Source organism: Bradyrhizobium sp. 157 (assembly GCF_023073815.1).
Taxonomy (GTDB): domain Bacteria; phylum Pseudomonadota; class Alphaproteobacteria; order Rhizobiales; family Xanthobacteraceae; genus Bradyrhizobium.
The window spans coordinates 104,162-123,992 of record NZ_JADPKF010000076.1 but is presented as its reverse complement, the minus strand read 5'-3'; the positions used below and the strand labels follow the sequence as shown (position 1 = coordinate 123,992).

Below are 19,831 nucleotides of genomic sequence, written 5' to 3'. Positions count from 1 at the left end.
GTCTCGGCCCGCAGCTGCCCGAAGTAAAAGCCCCTCAGCAACGAACAAGCCGTTCTTGTTCGATGAGATGGCGATGCGATTGCTCATCGCGAGCCTGTTGTGCTCAGAGATTCAGTCGCTCGCGCAGCGAGCTCGGCCGGGACACCTTCGAGGACAAGAGCAAAGCATCCGGCCTGCTGTAGCTGGTGCGCATCGTCAAGCAGACGCAGGGCATCGTCCGCGTTCCGACCCCTTGAAGCCACCCATCGCGTTGACGCTTTGTGGCGTGAGACCAAGATGACCCATCACGGGAATTTCGCAATTCACCAAGGCTCGGATCATCTCGACACGCTTACCCCCTCCCTCAAGCTTGACGGCGTCTGCGCCACGCTGCAGGACGCCTCCAGCGTTGCGTATCGTGTCGTGTCGTCGGGACTGAGATGAAAGTGAGAAACGGCATGTCAGCTACAAGCAGGGCGCGAGGCCTTGTTCGCGCGACCACCTCCAGGTGGTGATTCATCATCGCCATGCTGACCGGTAAAGTGGTCATCAAACCCAAGGCATACGTTGCCGACGCTATCGCCGACAAGAATGACCTCGACGACAGGATCGGCGATACGTGCCGTTACCGCATCATAAGCCGTCGTCATGACGATGGCGCGCCTTTCCTCCTTGTATCGTTGCAGAACTGGAATCGTGACGCGTTCAACCACAGCTGCGAAATGTGGTTCATGTCGATCTGATCCGGCCCCGCATGTCTCTGGAAATTGCCTTCCCCTTGGAAGAGCAAAAGGTATCTGTCACTAGGGAGGCCGAAAAGGCGCGTCACTGAGAAGTCGGAAGCACAAAGTTTCCAATGATTGGGCGGTCAGAAAACAAGATCTTTCAAGATGTCCTGTGCGCGGTGGTTCTGGGACTGACTATCCAAACATTCTGCGCGTCAAAACGGCGGCCTGGAGACGACGCACGCGAGCGGCGACAGTGGATGTGATTATGAGGCTGCGATCTACGTGTCAAAGCCGCTGTCGGCCCCTGAAGGCGGCATGTCCATTACCTCTCGCTGCTGACAAGAATGGGCTTGTAGCGCTTAAAGCCGCGGCTTCGGCGGACTGCAGGCTCCGCAAACGACCGCGACCCAGGCGAGGGAAATAGGAAAGATGCACCAGCGCTCGCACGGCTGCCGCAAACTCCGGAATGCGGATGACGTGTCCAGCATCTTCGCGTCGGTAGACGTTTGATAAGACCTGCCGTCCAGGCAATCTCTTCTAATCGAAATAACGGCGGAACTTCCGCAACAGGCCGTCACCAATGGACGCATAACTTCATGACTTTGTACCAAATTCGCGCAGGCATCCACACAGATGAACACGCAACCAATCGCAATGACGCGATCGGACTGAAACCGACGCGCGATGACACTGTGGACCGGCCCGGCGAAGCCCGCGATCTCGCCCGGCCGGCAGCACCCACATTGCAGATGCGAGGTCACAATCGTCCATTTCGTAGGTCTATGGCAAGGCTCTCTCAAGTCGTTCGGGAAGCCGACGACAGCTCAGGATCCTTGATCTTGCGCTGCCGCGTGCGTCTTCAGGCCAGCGCATCGGCAGCGTCACAGATGCCTGCATATATTTCGTCCAGGTCACCTGCTGTTACACAATATGGCGGCATCACATAAATCGTATTACCGAGTGGGCGCAGCAAGAGATTACGGTCTTTAAAGAAGGCGTGAAGCCTCCGGCCGATGCCTGCGAGATAGCCGGTATCTCTCGTCTTCAGATCGAGTGCTGTGATGGTGCCGCTACGGCGAACGTTTGCAAAGCGCGGATCGGCGCGGAATGCTTCAATTGCCTGCTCTTGCATGGTTGCGACCGCAGCGATGCGCCGGTGACATTCCTGGTCTTTCCACAGATCCAGGTTAGCCTTGGCGGCGGCACAGGCCACCGGATTTGCCGTATACGAACTCGAGTGAAAGAATGTGCGCGTACGGTTTTTTGAATAATGGGCATCGAAAATCTCTGCCCGGCAGAGTGTCACCGCGAGCGGCAGCGCCCCTCCCGTGAGACCCTTCGAATAGCACGCTATATCTGGCACAACATTGGCCTGCTCACAGGCGAAGATTGTTCCGGTGCGGCCCCAGCCCGTCATGACCTCATCGGCAATGAACAGGACGTCCGACGCCTCGCAGATCCGCTTCATCTCTCTTAGCGCCCAAGCTGGGTACATCAGCATTCCGCCTGCCCCTAACACCAGAGGCTCGACAATAAAGGCTGCGGGATTTTCGTTCCGACATGCTGACTCAAGCGCATCAAGTGTCGCCCGCTCACGACCGCTCGCAGGGAACGGGATTGAGGTCACGTCGAACAGGAGTGGTCCGTACGCCACGTTGAAGACACCGCGGGCACCAACTGACATCGCACCGAACGTGTCCCCGTGATAGGAGTGCTGCATGACAACGATGCGTGTTCGCTGTTCGCCTATATTGTGCCATGTGTGGACGGCTCCGGTTTGGCAAGAGCTTTCTTTCACGGTTTTGCAGCATTGGTCGTTGCAGCCATGTGTTCGGCCTTTTGATGCGGTTCACTTGACCGCTGGCCATAATGCCCTCCGCGGATCAGGTCCCTACCAACAGCTCGCATTCAAGAATGCCTTGGCACATGTGGGTTGTCCTGATCGCCGGATCGACCGGCTCTGCATTACGTGCTGTTCGCCCTCCCAACCTTCACATCACGCCAGTTGCCCGGCGCGATCTTGTTTATCGCGCAAGCGCGACGGGTTCTTTGTATCGCTCGCCCGTGGCCATCATAGCCCAGACCATCCGCGCGATCTTGTTGGCGAGCGCGATAGCCGCAACCTTGGTCGGCCGCCTGGCCAGCAACGCCGTAAGCCAGGGCCGATGTTTGGTGCCATGGACCTTGGCGTAGCGGATGACAGAAAGCGCGCCGGCCACGAACAGGCCGCGCAGATAGCGGTCACCTTGCTTGCTTATATTGCCGAGCCTGTTCTTGCCTCCACTGGAGTGCTGTTTCGGCACCATACCGATCCAGGCCGAGAAGTTGCGCCCTGATCGGAAGGACTTTGGATCAGGAACGGCAGCGACCAAAGCGGTGGCCAGTACCGGACCGACGCCGGGGGCTGCCTCGAGCCTCATGCTCATCTCGTTGGATCGGTGCCAGGCCCTGATCAGCCGGTCGAACTCCAGTATCTGCTGCTTGTTGCTTTGCAGTTGATCCCCGAGTGCCGAAAGACACGCACGAGCTATGTCCGGAACTCGCTTGTCGTTCGGATCGGTGACGACATTGAGCAGTTCCTCGACACCGTGACGACCGACCGGCGCAACGATCCCGAACTCGGCAAGATGGGCCCGGATTGCATTAATCACCGAGGTCTGCTGGCGGACGAACAAATGGCGGGCGCGGTGCAGCACCAGACCGCTCTGCTGCGCGGCGGTCTTGGTCGGCACGAACCGCATGTTGGCCCTGGTGACCGCCTCGCAAATGGCCTCTGCGTCAGTCGCGTCATTCTTCTGCCGCTTGACGTAGGGCTTCACATAGGCCGGCGGCATCAACCGCACGGTATGACCCAGTGCCTGGAGCTCGCGCGACCAATGGTGCGCCGAGCCGCAGGCTTCGATACCAACAAGACATGGCGACAGCTTCTGGAAGAACGTCAGGACATAGCGACGTTTCAGTTGCCGGCGAACAATCACCTGTCCGCCAGCGTCAACGCCGTGAACCTGGAAAACCGACTTGGCGATATCTAAACCGATTGTCGTCATCGTCTGCATGGCTCGCTCCTCCGAATCGTGGGAGCCTTAACAGCGCCCCATCCATGCCACCGATGTGCCGGTGGAGGAGCCGTCCACAGCATCAATAACCGAGCGCCATCTTCAAGGCGACTTCCACGCTGGCTGAGCCACTGTCCGAGTAGAACACGTGGTCCAAGCCTCGGGGTGTGAGTTTCAAAAGGAGCCGAGCGACTTCCTCGGCCGGATCATGCGTGTAGCCGGCGAAAATGATTTGGTTCAGCTTGCCGGCCTGTTCCTGAATCGCGCTCACGATCTGCGGATGGCAATGGCCGTGAGTGACGACCCACCAGGATGAGATTGCATCTATGATTCGATGATCATCCGCAGTGTAGAGATAAGCACCGTCGCCACGCACAACCTTGGTCATCTCGTTGTGAAGAGCATGCTGCGTGAATGGATGCCAAATTGGCCGCCTCTTGTTTGGCTTCATGGCTTGAAATCGCCGGGAACAAACGAGCCTTTGAAGACATCCCGTAGGCTGTCTGCCGTCAACGGAGAAATCCAGGGCAGCCGTCCTAACCAACGCACCCGCGCGATGTCACAAATTGCGCTCTCAGTTTCAGAATTTCTTTCCCCGATGAATGCGATCCCAAGAATGTCGATCTGGCGCTTTCGCAAGGCCTCTATCGAGAGCAGGGAATGATTGATGGTCCCGAGTAGCGTGCCCGCGCAAAGCACGACGGGAAGTCGCCACCGCTCGAAGATATAAGATGTAGAGTGCGCTAGAATTCAGCGGCACCATCAGCCCGCCAGCGCCTTCGATGACGAGCGGTCGCTCCCCGGTATGCGGCAGGACGAGTGAATCGGGGTCGATGCGAATTCCGTCTATTTCGGCGGCATGATGCGGGGAAGCGGGCCTTTTAAGGCGGTAATGCTCCGGAACGATCCGATCGGCCGGAAGACCGCTCAGTCGTGCGACCTGCTGGCTATCGATCTCTCCTTCAACACCGGCCTGAATTGGTTTCCAGTAATTCGCGCCGAGAAGATGGGCAAGGCCTGCCGAAAAACAGTTTTGCCGATCCCCTGTATCTGTGCCGGTCACCACGATCCGCTGACTCATCGAGGTCCGCCCCTCGTCTCCTCAGCGAGGCATCGAGCATCGCACGCACCTCATCTTCTCCGACGTTGAGCGTCAGTGAAATTCGTAAACGGGCCGTGCCGGCCGGTACCGCAGGTAACTAGCCGATGCGTACGGTAGTTGCGCCCCGTAGGAGCCTCTCCTGATACAAATGTATTTGGCCGCGCGCCGTGTATAACGGATCGACGGATCTGCTCACCTGGCCGATTCCTCGATGGTGTGGTTATGCGCGTCACATTCCGCACAATAAACGGTGGCCCGGACGAGCCGACTCTGCGAGCGTTGCCTCCCGCCGCCTTCAGAAGCGCAGCGGGTTGGGCTCTGGCGCGCAGAGTAGCGGCCCGCGCGCCCTTGGCGGGCCTGTGGCCACCTAGGCTCGCTCGCCGCTGCGCTCGTCGCCCCTGGCTGCGGTGAGCAACTCCGCTGGACTCTCGATCACGTCGCCGCCGCCCGACTTGGCATCGACGCGGCGAGATCCGCTAAGACGTCGCACTCATCTGCGCAAACAGAATTGCCGCTTCAGACGGCCCGAGCCCGACGATGCCCACGAAGGCTGCCGGAGGCATCGGAATGACCTGACGGGTCGGCCTCCAGAGATGCAGGCAGTAGCGACTATTGTTCACATACTCGCCGTGGCGTCGACACAGAGACATGCTCCCATCCCGGACGGACGAAGCCGACGATCTTGAGTTGGCAGCCACAAGGCCCCTGCACGAAGAAGAGACCGGAAGGACCAGACCCCGGTGCGGTGGCGAATCGGCCATCGCGGACGCGCCCCGCTTCGAGTCTTTCTACACTTTGCTTCCTCATGCGTCCTCCTTCTTCTTTTGGCCGATAGAGTTGCATCCGGCACCACTCGTGTTGTCCGACTCGCACATCGAACGGCTGGTACCCTGGCATGGGCAGCCCCAACTACTGCTGATCATCTGCACCGAACTTACTTGGATGAAGAACATCGGTTCTGTCCGCATCGTTCACCGGGGAGTTCTCTTGGATTTGTCTTTCGACATCTGATCTCTCTTCAATTTTCTCGTCATTCGCGCCTTCGTTGCGAACTTGGCCTCATGCAGACAATCTGCGCAGACATCTACGATGGCTTGTCTTGGCAAGCCGTGCCAGCAGGAGCTTCTGCTTGCCTCTTCGCCTAAACAAGTCCGCAACGTATGGCGTTGAGCTAACCGTGCTTGGTGCAAGATGCCAGTTCGACTGAAACGCCTCACAGCCAAAATGGCGGCGGAAGCCAATTCGCGTAGCATGATCCGGCGAACCGGCTACTTTGTCATCCAAACAAACGTCGCTGGCTTCAGCACATGATGCAAAGCGACGCCAATGCCTCGCCAGTTAATCGAGTGAAAGGCTTTTAATTCGACGATCTGACGGCGGCTTTCATCTCATTCCTTCTCATGTCTAGCGGTTAGCCGGCTTGCCGCCTGAGACACCGTCAATGCGTCATCTATGTGGCCGGCCACTGTGACTCAGAATGGATTCATGGTCAGAGGCTCGGACGCGCGGGACCGCACTCGTTCAGCTGCCTCGCTCATTGGGCTTACCGCATGACGCAGTTTCGCAGTTCAGCCCTAGCGGGCTGTGAGCTCCAACGGAGAGACACCCGCGCCGCGGTCACAACGCGTTGACGATCGGTGCAACCGTCCGCTCCGGTGGCGATCAGAACTGCCCGTCAACCTCATTTCTTTGCCGCCCCTCCGCGAGGCGAGCCAGTTTATCATATTCCTCAGCGACCTTGAGGAGCCTGCATCTGGATGTGTCGTCCTCGAGCGACTCCGCTTTTCTTCGCGTCGCTTCAGCACGGCCTCGCCAATGTTTGGCGTCTGAGAACAGCTTTTTTTGCTTCATGCGGAAGACGATGCAATTTTTAGATCAAGAAAATACGACACATGCCCTACGTAAGATCCCGTAGGCTGGCTTTCGCAAAAGCACCTCATTTTCCCCGTTATCTGCCGACCGCTCTGTTAATGTCTGAGATGCGACAAGCCGCTCGCAGCAAGCGCGGCGAGGCGCTCGAAATGCGCGACTCTCGACATTAGGCTTGAATCGTACGTAGCGTCAGATTGTAGGGTCTTCTTACAGCTGGCGAGCGTGCTTGGCCGTACAACAGCTTCCGGGCGACACAATTTTGAGTGTGTCATTTGGCGCCCAGATTGCAGAACGCCCGCGTTGTCCCGGACGCCGCAGTGAGGCCGCCTCGGCGAATCATTGCAACGTGTCGCGATGAAGCCAGGCTGCAGGAGAACCGGATGCTAAGATCGGAGCAGCATCGTCGCGTGGCGATTGCCCGATTTGACAGATTGCTCACGCAGAGGTCGCTGTCCGGAGATCGGGGCCTCGCAGCTCAGAGTGGAATGGAAGTTGGAGGCCATACTCATCTTACGTAGCCGTGATGCGGCCGCGGCGAACCTGCAATAGCTTGCTCACGCCGAAACAGGTAGCTGTAGGCATACACGGTTGCCAGCATTCTCGCCAGAGATGCGTCAACTGGTCGCTCATGCCGGAGCCCCCTTCGGGTACCTGGATTGCCTCCGTCGCCGCCTCCATCATGTTTTTCGTATCCAAAGACGGGCAACACGGCCTCCGGAGTAGCAATGACTTCTGCAGCTTTGGCTACCAAGCAGTCGTTCAACTGATGGCCATGGAGCGCGCGAGGTCAGACCACAAGGAAATCTCGATCTATGCTCTGTCCGAAATGTCACACAGATAACTGGTGCGAGATTGCAATGCACGATCCCTGGAGCGGCCGACCAGTGATCAACTGCAATACTTGCGGTGAGTATGCCGAGTACGATTGCCTCCAGCGCAAAACAGCGCACGCGATCATCGCAGCTACCTTGGCCTGTAACGTGAGCATAGAGGACGAGCGCGATCCGCGGGCGGTTGCTGACAGGATTTTGGATGCGCTGGAGAATGCCGGCCTAACAATCGCTCGCGCCTCAAGATGAATGGGAGGACGCCGATCGGCGCCGCTACGAGGCCCCGCCCGCCCATCAGAGAGCATGGCCAACTGCGCCGCTCGTTCCAACGGCTATTTGATTGCCTGCAAAACCGCCGTCTTTCCCCCGGCCGATCTGGAGTTGCAGTCGCCATAGCAACTCTTTGATACCAACAACGATTGTAGCAACGCGCCAATCTGGACCCAAGCCGCGATGCTCTCAACGGGACCAGGGCTGAGTACCGCTTAGGCGCGGGCTTCCAACGTATGACGCCCGGCAGATCTTCCCACAAGTATCGAACCCGCGATGATCAACCTAGCGCGGCCTGCACCTGACGGCGCCTTTCGAGGTCCATAGTTCAAAGTTATCTAGAACGGCGAAGTCACTGTTGGGTGCCTTGACGGGAGTTTGGCTCATTGACCAGATTAACGCGCTGCCGATTGATTTCGTTTCCTATTCTGCTCAGCCGCCGCGGCACCGACAAGTCCCGGGAAGCAGCCCCATTATGATGGTGACAGCGGGAGAGCTCGGCTGGATAGACAAAGCCAATTCGCTCAGACTCGAGAGAGCATTCTAGCCATGGACGATTGATTCAGGCGCCGAGCAGCTCCTATCCACACATTTCAAGTAAACTTGATTGATTCGCTTGGTCACTCGTGGCCAGCGACGAGCAGCCTCACAGCTGGGCGTAGCTATGCGCGCAGACTCGAGCGGACCCGAGCTGCGCGTTCCGCAGACGACGAATACCGAAAGCCAACTGCCTTGGTGAAGCGCCTCCCGCCTCCTCGCCTTGCGGCTGGCTCCTGGCGAACGAATACGAGTTCGACATATTCACGCGATAAGCCCGCAGGGGGGATTGAACCGTACGTAGCGTCAGATTGTAGAGTGCCCAGCTAGGGAGCACCAATGTTCGGTCGCTTCAGAATTCCTGTGCTAAAGCGGAGCAGGACGATCGCTTGCGATGAGAGGTCTTCTGCCAAAGCGGCTGAGGATCGCGCTCACTGCGAAGAACGCTGTTCTGTCCTGTCCACGCAGATCGCCGAGCCGTATGAAGACAAGATCGCCCGCATGTAAGAAGGACCAATCCAGCCTTGGAGGCTTCGAAATACGTTTGCGGGCACTGAGTGCCCAACCAGCCGCCGCGAGATTGATGCGGTATCCCGGAGCGGTCATGTGAGAGGACCCGATGGATCCAACAGGGTCTTGCTCGTCGATCACTGTGAGGGCCAATGCCGGGCCATTGTTGGCTTTAAGAATGGCGATCCTGGAACCGCGTATATGTGCGGCGAACCCGTTGTGACGGGACCTCGCCAAAAGCTGTCATCATGGTGCGCTTATCACCATTCCCGAATGCGCGTCATGCCATGGTCGGACGGACGCAGCGTCGTTGAAGGGAAGCAGACTAGATGACCAACAGTAATCCGAGACGAGCGCGCGCAATTGCTAGGCATGGGCAGCGGTCAACGCGGCAGCAAGAGAGCTGCCGATAGATCCGCGAGCTGGATCTGCTCGACGTGCATGCCTGACGATTGCCCCAGGGCCGAACGCCGGTCCAGGCAATGAGGCCCATCAAGACCTGACGAACGAGTATTGAGAATCTCATGTGAGCGCGTTGGAACAGAAATGATGTGGAAGTCCCGCGAGCGACTGAAGATTGATCTGGGCACCTTGATTGAGCGCAACGCCGCGTTCGAACCCGATGAGCCGGCGATCCATTTCGAGGTCGCGCCTCTAAAGCTTACGCTCTTTCGGCGCATTCGAGCAGGAGCACGTGGTTTAAAGGCCCGGGTCGACCTCTCCACGAGCAGCTCATCCGACTTCTTTCTGCCGAGGGGCTGCAAATCAAATGTGATAATTGAGGTAGAACGCAGTTGATCCGTCAGCTCAGGCTGGTGTCCGCAGAAAGCTTGCTCAAGAACCGGGACTTTGCCGCGGGCATCGATAAGAGAAGGGGCGCTCGGGACCAGCAAACCGCCAGTTTCGATGGCAGCGGCACGTGCTCAAGCCGGCTTGTTCACGCACATGCGGGCTTTGCCTGGTCATAGTACCGCCGGTCCAAAGACATGCTTGCGAGCGCGGAAAAGACCCCCGGCGGAATGGTCGCCGAGCCGAGGACTGACCTTCTGAGCCATATCGTCCGCGCGCTAGACGCACCATTGTTGTTGATTCCGTGGCCACTCGCGAGCAATGAACCGCCAGATGCTTTTCGCTACTGAATTCGTCCTTCGGGGGCACAGGGCACACTGATCGTCGCGATAATCCCCTTGAGGTCCCGTATACCAGGTGCACTGGCCTCATTCATGCAGCGCTTTTCTGTGAACTCAAACAGCACAGAGTCAATATGCGCGCCTTCACTTTTGCTTGCCAGATCACCAACATGATTGTTCAGGGATGATAAGTACTGCGCGACAGAGAACGAATTTCAATGCTTTGTTTGCCCGGCTTGCTCGCAGTTGCACTGGATGAACAGCAAGACTGGAAAACTCTTAGGCAAGGACACGAAATGAGGGAAACTCGCTGGCTCGACGCGCGAGTTGAGCACGCAGGGACTGTGGAACGCTTCTCGGCCAAACGGGTCTGCTTATCTCCTATCCGCGCCGCAATTTCATTGGTCGCACCCACGCCGAGAAACGCGTGACGAAGGCCGAACGAAATCTTCCGGACTACAAACTTTCGTATAGTCCTTCAACCCCTTTCGATGTGGAAGGTTTACCTCCGTACAGTTGAGCGATCGATGCAATGCCTATACAGAGTCCAGAACTCGGCAGTTCGAGAGCGTGACGATTCCGCATTCGAAGAGGCCAGACGCGATTGACGTCGTCGATCGGGGACCGACATTAGCCTGCGCAGAGCAACGATTTGTCAAACCAAGAGAGTAAACGGCGGGTCGCTCTAATCACCGGCGTGACTGGACAGGACGGCGCCTATCTCGCCGAACATCTGCTGTCGCTCGGCTATGTCGTGCACGGCATCAAGCGGCGCTCGTCCTCGTTCAACACCGCGCGGGTCGACCATCTCTACCAGGACCCGCATCTCGGGGACGTGCCGTTCCTGATGCACTACGGCGACATGACGGACTCGACCAATCTGATCCGCCTGGTGCAGCAGATCCGGCCGACCGAGATCTACAATCTCGCCGCCCAGAGCCATGTCGCCGTCAGTTTCGAGAGCCCCGAATACACCGCCAATGCCGATGGGATCGGCGTACTGCGGCTGCTCGAGGCGATCCGCATCCTCGGCATGGAGAAGGAGACCCGGTTCTACCAGGCCTCGACCTCCGAGCTCTACGGCCTCGTTCAGGAGATCCCGCAGAAGGAGACCACGCCGTTCTATCCGCGCTCGCCTTATGGCGTGGCGAAGCTCTACGGCTACTGGATCACGGTGAACTACCGCGAAGCCTACGGCATGTTCGCCAGCAACGGCATCCTGTTCAACCATGAGAGCCCGATCCGCGGCGAGACCTTCGTCACCCGCAAGATCACGCGCGGCGTCGCGCGTATCGAGGTCGGGCTCGAACAGACGCTCTATCTCGGCAATCTCTCGGCCAAGCGCGACTGGGGCCATGCCAGGGATTATGTCGAGGGCATGCACATGATCCTCCAGGCCTACAAGCCCGACGACTTCGTGCTGGCGACCGGCGAGATGCGCTCGGTGCGCGAGATGGTCGAGCTGTCCTTTGCGCAGGTTGGCCGCCGCATCGAATGGCGCGGCGCCGGCGTCGACGAGACCGGCATCGATGCCAAGAGCGGCAAGACGGTGGTGAAGATCGACCCGACCTATTTCCGTCCGACTGAAGTCGATCTCCTCGTCGGCGACGCCAGCAAGGCGCAACAGCTGCTCGGCTGGAAGCCGAAGCGCAGCTTTGCCCAGCTCGTCGAGGAGATGATGGCAAGCGATCTGGCGGAAGCAAAACGAGAGGCGGCCGATGGCAAACGCACCGTTTGAGCTGAAGGGCAAAAGCGTCTACGTCGCAGGTCATCGCGGCATGGTCGGCAGTGCGCTGGTGCGCCGGGTCGCGCGGGAGGACGTGCAGCTCGTCACGGTCGACCGGCGCGAGGTCGATCTCTGCAACCAGGCCGCCGTGTTCGACTGGTTCGCGAAAACGCGGCCGCAAGTGATCTTCCTCGCCGCCGCAAAGGTCGGCGGCATCGTCGCCAATGACACGCTGCGCGCCGAGTTCATCTACGACAACATCGCGATTGCCGCGAACGTGATCCAGGCCGCGCATCAAAACGGCGCCGAGAAGCTGATGTTTTTGGGCTCGTCCTGCATCTATCCGAAGCTGGCCCGACAGCCGCTGCGCGAGGATTCGGTGCTTTCAGGCCCGCTCGAGCCGACCAACGAGCCCTATGCGATTGCCAAGATCGCCGGCATCAAGATGACGGAAGCCTATCGCAGCCAGTACGGCAGCGACTTTATCAGTGTGATGCCGACCAATCTCTATGGCCCCGGCGACAATTATCATCCCGAATTGAGCCATGTCGTTGCCGCGCTGATCCGCCGTTTCCACGAGGCGAAGGTCACCGGCGCAAAGAGTGTCGCGGTGTGGGGCACCGGCACGCCGCGGCGCGAGTTCCTCTATGTCGACGACATGGCGGATGCCTGCGTGCACCTGATGAAGAGCTATTCGAGCGCGGAGCTGGTCAATATCGGCACCGGCGAGGATATCACCATCGCCGAGTTCGCCCGTGTCGTCGCCGAGGTCGTCGACTACAGCGGCGAGATCGCCTTCGACACCTCGCGCCCCGACGGCACGCCGCGCAAGCTGCTCGACGTCAGTCGTCTCGCAAGCCTCGGCTGGCGCGCGAGGACATGGCTTGTAGATGGAATGCGGCAGACCTACCAGGCCTTCTTGGCGGTATCGGGTACATCGGACAAAACGAGAGACTCATGCAGCTGCTAACTGCTGACGGCGCTCATTGTCCGATTGCCAGAAAGTTGCTTTAGGATTTTCCGGCGAATTCGACAGGGCTCCACGTGTTGCTTGGAGCTCGCGCACCTCCGGGTGCCGCGTGCCCGATGGAGGGCAGGCACGGCTAGACTGGCCGATAACTATAGCGAGCGAATTGGTCAGGCGCGCCTTGCGGGACGCTCTGTTTTGAACTTGAGGTAAACTGATTAGCATGTGCGGAATTGTCGGCATCTTGGGGCGCGGTCCGGTCGCGGATCGTCTCATCGATTCACTGAAGCGACTGGAATATCGCGGCTACGACTCAGCGGGCATCGGAACGCTCAAAGGAAACCAAATCGAGCTTCGACGCGCCGAGGGCAAGCTGAGGAACCTTGAGACACGCGTTCGCTGCCATCCGCTCTCAGGCCATGTCGGGATTGGGCACACGCGCTGGGCTACTCATGGCAAGCCGACGGAGCACAATGCTCATCCGCATGCAACGGACAATGTTGCAGTCGTCCATAACGGCATAATCGAGAATTTCCGCGAGCTGCGCGCGGAGCTAAAACAGCATGGCGCCTGTTTCGCCTCTGAAACAGACACCGAGGTGGTGACGCATCTCATCGACTTTTATCTGAAAAATGGCTGCTCGCCGCAGGAGGCAGTAAAAGCGTCGCTGCCGCGGCTAGTCGGCGCGTTTGCGCTTGCAATCCTGTTCAAGGGTCAACACGACCTCATGATCGGTGCGCGCAAGGGCTCACCACTCGCGATCGGGCATGGCGAAGCCGAAATGTATCTCGGATCGGATGCCATCGCGCTCGCGCCCCTTACCGGCTTGATCACCTACCTTGAGGACGGCGATTGGGCTGTGCTCAACCGCAACTTCAGCGTGGTCTACGACGCACAAGGCACAGTTGTCCGCCGGGAGGTGGTGAATTCTGGCGCGTCGTCGGTTCTCGTCGACAAAGCAAACTACCGCCACTTCATGGCGAAGGAAATCCACGAACAGCCAGAGGTGATCGGGCAGACGCTGGCGCATTACGTCGATATCGCCACCGAGAGCGTGGCACTGCCGCAGGAGCTTCCGTTCGACTTCAACGAGATCGGACATATCTCGATCACGGCTTGCGGTACGGCAGGCTACGCCGGCCATATCGCCAAATACTGGTTCGAGCGGCTGGCTCGTATTCCGGTCGAGCTCGATGTCGCCTCCGAATTTCGCTATCGTGAGGCGCCGATGCGCAAGGGAGATCTTGCTATCTTCATCTCGCAGTCCGGCGAGACGGCCGATACGCTGGCTGCGCTCCGCTATGCCAAATCGCAAGACCTGCATACCCTCTCGATCGTGAACGTACTGAGTTCGACCATTGCGCGCGAAAGCGGGACAGTGTTGCAGACACTCGCCGGACCTGAAATCGGCGTTGCCTCGACCAAGGCGTTCACATGCCAGCTGGTCGTCCTGGCGGCGCTTGCGGTCGCTGCTGGCAAGGCGCGCGGTGAATTGCCGGAGAGCGACGAGGTCGATCTCGTGCGAGCGCTGATCGAAATTCCGCGGCTAGTTACAGCGGCGCTTGCCAGCGAGCCGCAGATCGAGAAGCTCGCACGCGACATCGCCAAATCGCGTGACGTGCTATATCTTGGTCGCGGCACGTCGTTTCCACTGGCCCTGGAGGGGGCACTGAAGCTGAAGGAGATCTCTTATATTCACGCCGAGGGCTATGCGGCCGGAGAGCTCAAGCACGGCCCGATCGCCTTGATCGACGAGAGCGTTCCCGTAATCGTCATTGCTCCCTGCGACCGGGTGTTCGAAAAGACCATCTCGAACATGCAGGAGGTCGCCGCACGCGGCGGCAAGATTATCTTGATAACGGACGCTCGGGGAGCCGCAGAGGTATCCATGGATTCACTCGCGACGATTGTGCTGCCGGAGATGGGTACGACATTTACGTCGATTGTCTATGCGATTCCGGTGCAGCTTCTGGCCTACCACACGGCCATCCTGATGGGCACGGACGTCGACCAACCCCGAAATCTCGCGAAATCGGTAACCGTCGAATAAGGCAAGGCGACGCGGCCTGGAATTGTGTGGTCAGATTCCGAATGTGCACAAGCCTCGGTCAGATCGAATCACGATGTGCCGCCCAGCTCCTGGCCCGATGCCACCGCATGGTTTTTGCCCGGTTCATAGCCCTTGCTTACGGAGGCTGAGACTCATGTGCAAAATCTTCGGCCAATCAGGTTGAGGCTGGCGTGGCGTTGCCTCCGGCAAGCAAGGAGTCGCGTATGACTTATCACGGCATTCCGATTGCTTGGACCTGGTCATAATCGTGACGAACATCCAGGTTTTTCATACGGCGTGGAAGCCAGATGAACCTGTTCGATTGATCCAAACGAATGCCCGTTATCGCTGAGGAGCCCCGCTATGTTCCTCCCCCTCAGCGCGGGTTTTGGACCGCATTCGGACCGCAGCGCCCCTCGAAGTACGAGGCGCGCCTCGCTTCGAAGGACAACGTGGCACTTGCCGAGCATGGCGATCGGCGCTATCGGACGGGCTCGATCGCCAGCACCCTCACCAAATCTTTTCCGTCAAATCTCAGGTTACTTGAGCAATATCGAGGCCAAATCGCTGGACATGGGGTGAGATGCTAACGCAGCTCGGCCCCAATCGCAGGCTCGCGAGCTGCTCTAGCACGATATCTCACGGAGCTCTTCCCTGCCGCTCGTATGCCATGCATCTCGTCCTTCCTTTTCATTGCATGTCAGTGCGCTCGATGAGAATTCGGCCACGCCACAGACAACAACCTTGTCACCGAGAATTGCCCGAAGTTTCAGTAGCTTGAGAGTCACTCCTGCGGCGCGAGCGGAATAACGCCCGAAAAACTGTGCGAGTTTGCGGCAATTGCCGAAAATAAGCCGGAAACGTCAGGCGCTTACGGGTTGGTCGATAGTGCCCTGATGGCAGATTCGCGGCCATGAAACTGCACTCGGCTGGCGTGAGATTTTCTCCGGAACCGGCCATTTCAAACCGAGAGGAAACTCGCCATGTCACCAGCGTCCATCGCGCACGCGTCAAATGCCAAATCGCGCATTGGCGCCATCTTACGTGCGACGAGCGGCAACTTCCTCGAGCAGTTCGACTTCTTCTTGTTCGGGTTCTACGCCAGTGCCATCGGAAACGCGTTCTTTCCATCAGGAAGCGAAACCGCTTCACTGCTTAACACCTTCGGTGTGTTCTGGCTGGGGGCCTTGATGCGACCTGTTGGCGCGATTGTGCTTGGAGCCTATATTGACCAGATTGGCCGTCGGCAAGGCCTGATCATCACGCTTTCGATCATGGCTATTGGCACCGTCATCATCGCCTTTTGTCCCGGCTATGCAACGATCGGCATTGCCGCACCCGCGATCGTGCTGTTCGGACGGCTGTTGCAGGGCTTTTCTGCCGGCGTTGAGGTTGGCGGCGTTTCCGTCTACCTCTCCGAGATTGCCACTCCGGGCAACCGCGGCTTTTACACATCGTTTCAGTCCTCGAGCCAGCAGGTTGCGATCTTTGTCGCGGCTCTTATCGGATATTTTTTGAGCGAAGCACTTCCGGCCGAAATGGTTGCCGCCTGGGGCTGGCGGATCCCATTCTTCCTTGGCTGCTTGATCGTTCCGCTTATCTTCTTCCTGCGCCGGACGCTGGAGGAAACTCCGGAGTTTCTGGTCATGAAGACCCACCCAACGGCCCGCGAGGTCTTTGCCTCCACAGTTGCGAACTGGCGCATTGTCATCCTCGGCATGATGATCGCGATGCTGACGACCACGACCTTCTATTTCGTCACAGTGTACACGCCTACGTTCGGCAAGCACGTATTGCAGCTGTCCTCGCAGAACACGCTCTTGGTGACGCTTTTGGTCGCCGTGACGAACTTCATCTGGAACCCAATCGGCGGCGCGATTTCTGACAGAATCGGTCGGAAGCCGGTCTTGCTGACCATTGCCGGCCTTGCCTTGGTGACTGTATATCCGGCGTTGTCTTGGCTTGTGACCGACCCAAGCTTTGGCAAGATGCTGGTAGTGGAGATGATGTTCTCGTTCTACTTTGGCACCTATAGCGGCGCCATGTTGGGCGCTTTGGTCGAAATCGTGCCGAAGCACGTTCGCACAACCTGCTTTTCTTTGGCCTTCGCACTCGCCGCAGCTCTCTTTGGCACCTTTACGCCGCTCGCATCGACTTGGCTGATCGATCGGACCGACGACAAGGCTTCGCCGGGTTTCTGGTTGATGTTTGCAGCTTTGCTCGGCATTATCGCCGCACTCACCATTTATCCAGGAAACACCAAGAGACTTGCGAAGCTGTCGCGACCCGAGCGGTCTAACCGGGCCGTAAGCGCGCAATGTGCCACGCATTAGCAGCGCGCCCACGGGGACCTTCACGTCCAAGACTGAACTGAACGGGGTGCGTGGCGGTCCTTGCGGTGATCTCACGGTGGTCCGCGTGCCACTCTGCGGGTCACGGTTCTTCTTATGCGATATCGAGCAGTATCGGGACGAGCCGTCGCTGATGTTGACCGGGGATGGCTGAGCACTACCGCCACGCTCGATTCGTTCTATGGTCGAGCGGCGCGATGATAATGCTCGCACTTTGCGGTTACGTGAAACACGGCAGCTCGCTCGAGGGAGATACATCCCTCGCGCGAGCTCCACGTACGCTGCCAAGCACACTTAACGGGCACATCTTGAGGCTGCATGAATTCCCCAGTGGACCGGTGTATCGCAGCTCGCCAAACCTTAGCGTAACGAGACGTTCTGGTATGTTGATCCGAAACCGGCCTCTCGGCGCTCAGAGGCAAGTTGAATGCTCACCCTCCCTAGGGAGAGCGGTCGAAAAGCTTGAATCGTGCCTGGTGCACCGAGCGACGGGCCAATGCATGACCACGGACCCAGGCGATCGCTGGCTCCGCTCGATCAGCCGCGACTTCACGCACCGCTAGTTTGCGCGGATGAGGTACCGCGCGCAAGCTGTGCGAGCTCCGTCTCGAGCGTAGGGTTGCGCTTGAACATGGCGTCGATCAACGCTTGCGCCGGCTGCTCGGCCGCTTCCACCCACGTCGCCTTCTCCGCTCGTGCGGAGGGCGCGAAGACACGCTTGACGACGGTCGGCGACCCCCTCAGGCCGCATTTGGCCATGTCATCCACGCCGGCAGTTTGAGCGCTCCATTTTACGATTGAGGCACGGGCCGCACGCAAGGCATCGATCATTGCACCGCGGCGAATTTGATTGCTTGCCTCTAACATGCTGACGAGACAAGGAAGCTTGGAACGCAGCACCTGGACTCCTCCTTCGCAGCGCCGTTCCGCCTCGATCGTGCGTACTTTGAAGTCCAACGCTTGCGTGCGCTAGGCCTTCGAGCCGAGAGGCTGGCGTTCCCATGGCGAGCTGACTGCGTCGCCCTCGACGAGTGGTCTGTGGATCATGCGCGCTTGACGAGATAGGTTAGCTGCCTTTGGCGGAGATCAGGAACAATAGCCAGTTCGTCCAAGTTGCTCTCAGCCGTGGTACGCGCGGCCGCACATGCGGCTCTTGCGCAATATCGATGGGCCGCCGGCCGCGCGGTTCATCACACCTCCGTCCGAAAGGACTCTGCGAGCGGCGCATGAACAAGGCCGTCGTCCAGAAAACGAGCTGACCGCAAAAGGATTCCCAGCAAAGGCGATCCATCTACCGGACGCGCCTCCTTGCTGCTGGGACATTCTGACGTGACTGTTTGTTACGTCAGATTTCCTCGGCGACCCGGACCGCCATTGCCGTGCTTTTCACCGTCTGGCCAGCGATGGCGGATTTGGCCGGATGATGACAGGACCATAACCTTTCCGCGCGACTCGACTTACACATGAGGGCCCGAAGCATTGCGGGGCAAGGCCGCCGGCGCCCGCCGGCATTGGCCTACGCCTCGCAGGCGTTCGCCCTCCCACCCGCACCGCATCCGTGGTCGTGCGCCGGTCAGCCGTCCCTTGCGGACGGAAGTCGCCATCCACCGTTCCTGCGAGACGTTGCGAAACGCGATGGTGTCGAAGCCAGCAGTATCAGGCTGATGATCTAGCCCGCCATTGCTGAGGCTCAGATTCTGGCGCTTCATGAAGCCGCGAAATGCTCGTATGGGTTATCGATCATGGTCAAGTGCTCCGGATTTCTCTGGTCGAATTCAATAATCCGTGGCACGAGCAGACGGGCATAGCGCGTGAAGGCGCTGGTGGGGGGAAAGCGGATCACAGTAGCGCATCGCGCAAGAAGATACATGTCGATGAGAGCGGAAGCTCCACCTTCAATTCCCATTTCCGCACTATGCAACGGCCCTGCCCGATCGGCCTGGAAACGTTTTGGTACGGCGAAGACATCGGGAAACAGACCCGATACGCGATCGAGCACCTGTGCACTGTCCGTGCACAGGAAGACCTTTACAGGCTTTGGATATGGCAAAGCCTTGGCTTTACGGATTGCCATGCAGACCTGACGAAGGGCGAGCTCCGAATCGGCCCAGTACGGCGCATGCTCCATGATATCTTCGCCATTGCCGTGCCGAACATGAACGCCAATGATGCTATGGCCGCCAAAGTGTTCCTCATACAAGGCGTCGATCCGCGCTTGAATCTCAGACCTGAGCTTGATGTTCCGAAAGATCAGTCGTTCGGCTTCCTCGCCACAACGCCACATCAGGCAAGCGTCACAGACAATGGTGTTGGCTTCGTTATCTTCTCTTGCCTGGAATAGCTCGGTCAGTTCGTCACGTTCACGGAAGATCTGCTCATCCGGACGATTGATGCAGTCGATCGATGGCCTATTCCACCACCGCGGGAAGAACGGTCCGGGAAACGAGAGCTGGTTGACCCGGTCATCGCAAATCACCGGCACTCCAGCGATGTCCTCAAGCGGCTCGAAGAACACCGGAAAGGCATTGCTGAACGGTTGGTCGATGTAGCAGGAACCGCGCCAGTCAACGACGAGCGTCCGCCCGGTCCGCTGCGCGTACGACCAGGCTGACGCCAGCGACCAGAGGCAATCACCAAAGCCGGTACGCCTCCGAGAAATAACAAAGCGTTCCTTCGTCAAGTTATCAAACCCTTCTCGTTGCGCAAGATCAGTTTTGTGTGGC

Annotated in this window: 6 protein-coding genes and 6 pseudogenes; 4 read left to right on the top strand and 8 right to left on the bottom strand. The window is 58.7% G+C overall.

Annotation, left to right across the window (positions count from 1 at the left end):
• Positions 1-101 precede the first annotated feature (101 nt).
• The 6 genes and pseudogenes from panB to IVA95_RS39050 form a co-directional block, all read right to left on the bottom strand.
• Positions 102-692 (bottom strand): annotated as a pseudogene (gene panB, locus IVA95_RS19465) (3-methyl-2-oxobutanoate hydroxymethyltransferase); the annotation flags it as partial.
• 874 nt (positions 693-1,566) lie between these two features.
• A pseudogene (locus IVA95_RS19460) lies at positions 1,567-2,460 on the bottom strand (aminotransferase class III-fold pyridoxal phosphate-dependent enzyme); the annotation flags it as partial.
• Between the two features lie 271 nt (positions 2,461-2,731).
• Complete coding sequence (locus tag IVA95_RS19455) at positions 2,732-3,763, bottom strand: IS110 family transposase (protein ID WP_247511923.1); 1,032 nt, start codon at positions 3,761-3,763, stop codon at positions 2,732-2,734.
• An 85-nt stretch (positions 3,764-3,848) separates the two neighbouring features.
• A pseudogene (locus IVA95_RS19450) lies at positions 3,849-4,214 on the bottom strand (aminotransferase class III-fold pyridoxal phosphate-dependent enzyme); the annotation flags it as partial.
• Positions 4,211-4,826: pseudogene (gene bioD / locus IVA95_RS19445) on the bottom strand (dethiobiotin synthase). The pseudogenes IVA95_RS19450 and bioD, both read right to left, overlap by 4 nt.
• Positions 4,726-4,959, bottom strand: a pseudogene (locus tag IVA95_RS39050) (8-amino-7-oxononanoate synthase); the annotation flags it as partial. The pseudogenes bioD and IVA95_RS39050, both read right to left, overlap by 101 nt.
• A gap of 5,707 nt (positions 4,960-10,666) precedes the next feature.
• Between IVA95_RS39050 and gmd the strand changes: the two are divergent.
• The 4 genes from gmd to IVA95_RS19420 all read left to right on the top strand — a co-directional run bounded on the left by gmd (position 10,667) and on the right by IVA95_RS19420 (position 17,090).
• Complete coding sequence (gmd, locus tag IVA95_RS19435; RefSeq protein ID WP_247511922.1) at positions 10,667-11,752, top strand: GDP-mannose 4,6-dehydratase; 1,086 nt, start codon at positions 10,667-10,669, stop codon at positions 11,750-11,752.
• Positions 11,733-12,710: a GDP-L-fucose synthase gene (locus IVA95_RS19430; protein ID WP_276577696.1), complete on the top strand. Its 978-nt coding sequence runs from the start codon at positions 11,733-11,735 to the stop codon at positions 12,708-12,710. The genes gmd and IVA95_RS19430 overlap by 20 nt, the downstream gene beginning before the upstream one ends.
• 220 nt (positions 12,711-12,930) lie before the next feature.
• The gene (gene glmS, locus IVA95_RS19425; protein ID WP_247511921.1) at positions 12,931-14,757 is read left to right on the top strand and encodes a glutamine--fructose-6-phosphate transaminase (isomerizing); all 1,827 of its coding nucleotides are present in this window, start codon (positions 12,931-12,933) and stop codon (positions 14,755-14,757) included.
• 983 nt (positions 14,758-15,740) lie between these two features.
• Positions 15,741-17,090: an MFS transporter gene (locus IVA95_RS19420; RefSeq protein WP_247511920.1), complete on the top strand. Its 1,350-nt coding sequence runs from the start codon at positions 15,741-15,743 to the stop codon at positions 17,088-17,090.
• 567 nt (positions 17,091-17,657) lie between these two features.
• Here IVA95_RS19420 and IVA95_RS19415 read toward each other — a convergent pair.
• Both IVA95_RS19415 and IVA95_RS19410 read right to left on the bottom strand, forming a co-directional pair.
• Positions 17,658-18,050 (bottom strand): annotated as a pseudogene (locus IVA95_RS19415) (nitrogen fixation protein FixA); the annotation flags it as partial.
• A gap of 763 nt (positions 18,051-18,813) precedes the next feature.
• A complete protein-coding gene (locus IVA95_RS19410) occupies positions 18,814-19,788 on the bottom strand; it encodes a nodulation protein NodZ (RefSeq protein WP_247511919.1) in 975 nt (324 codons plus the stop codon).
• Positions 19,789-19,831 lie beyond the last annotated feature (43 nt).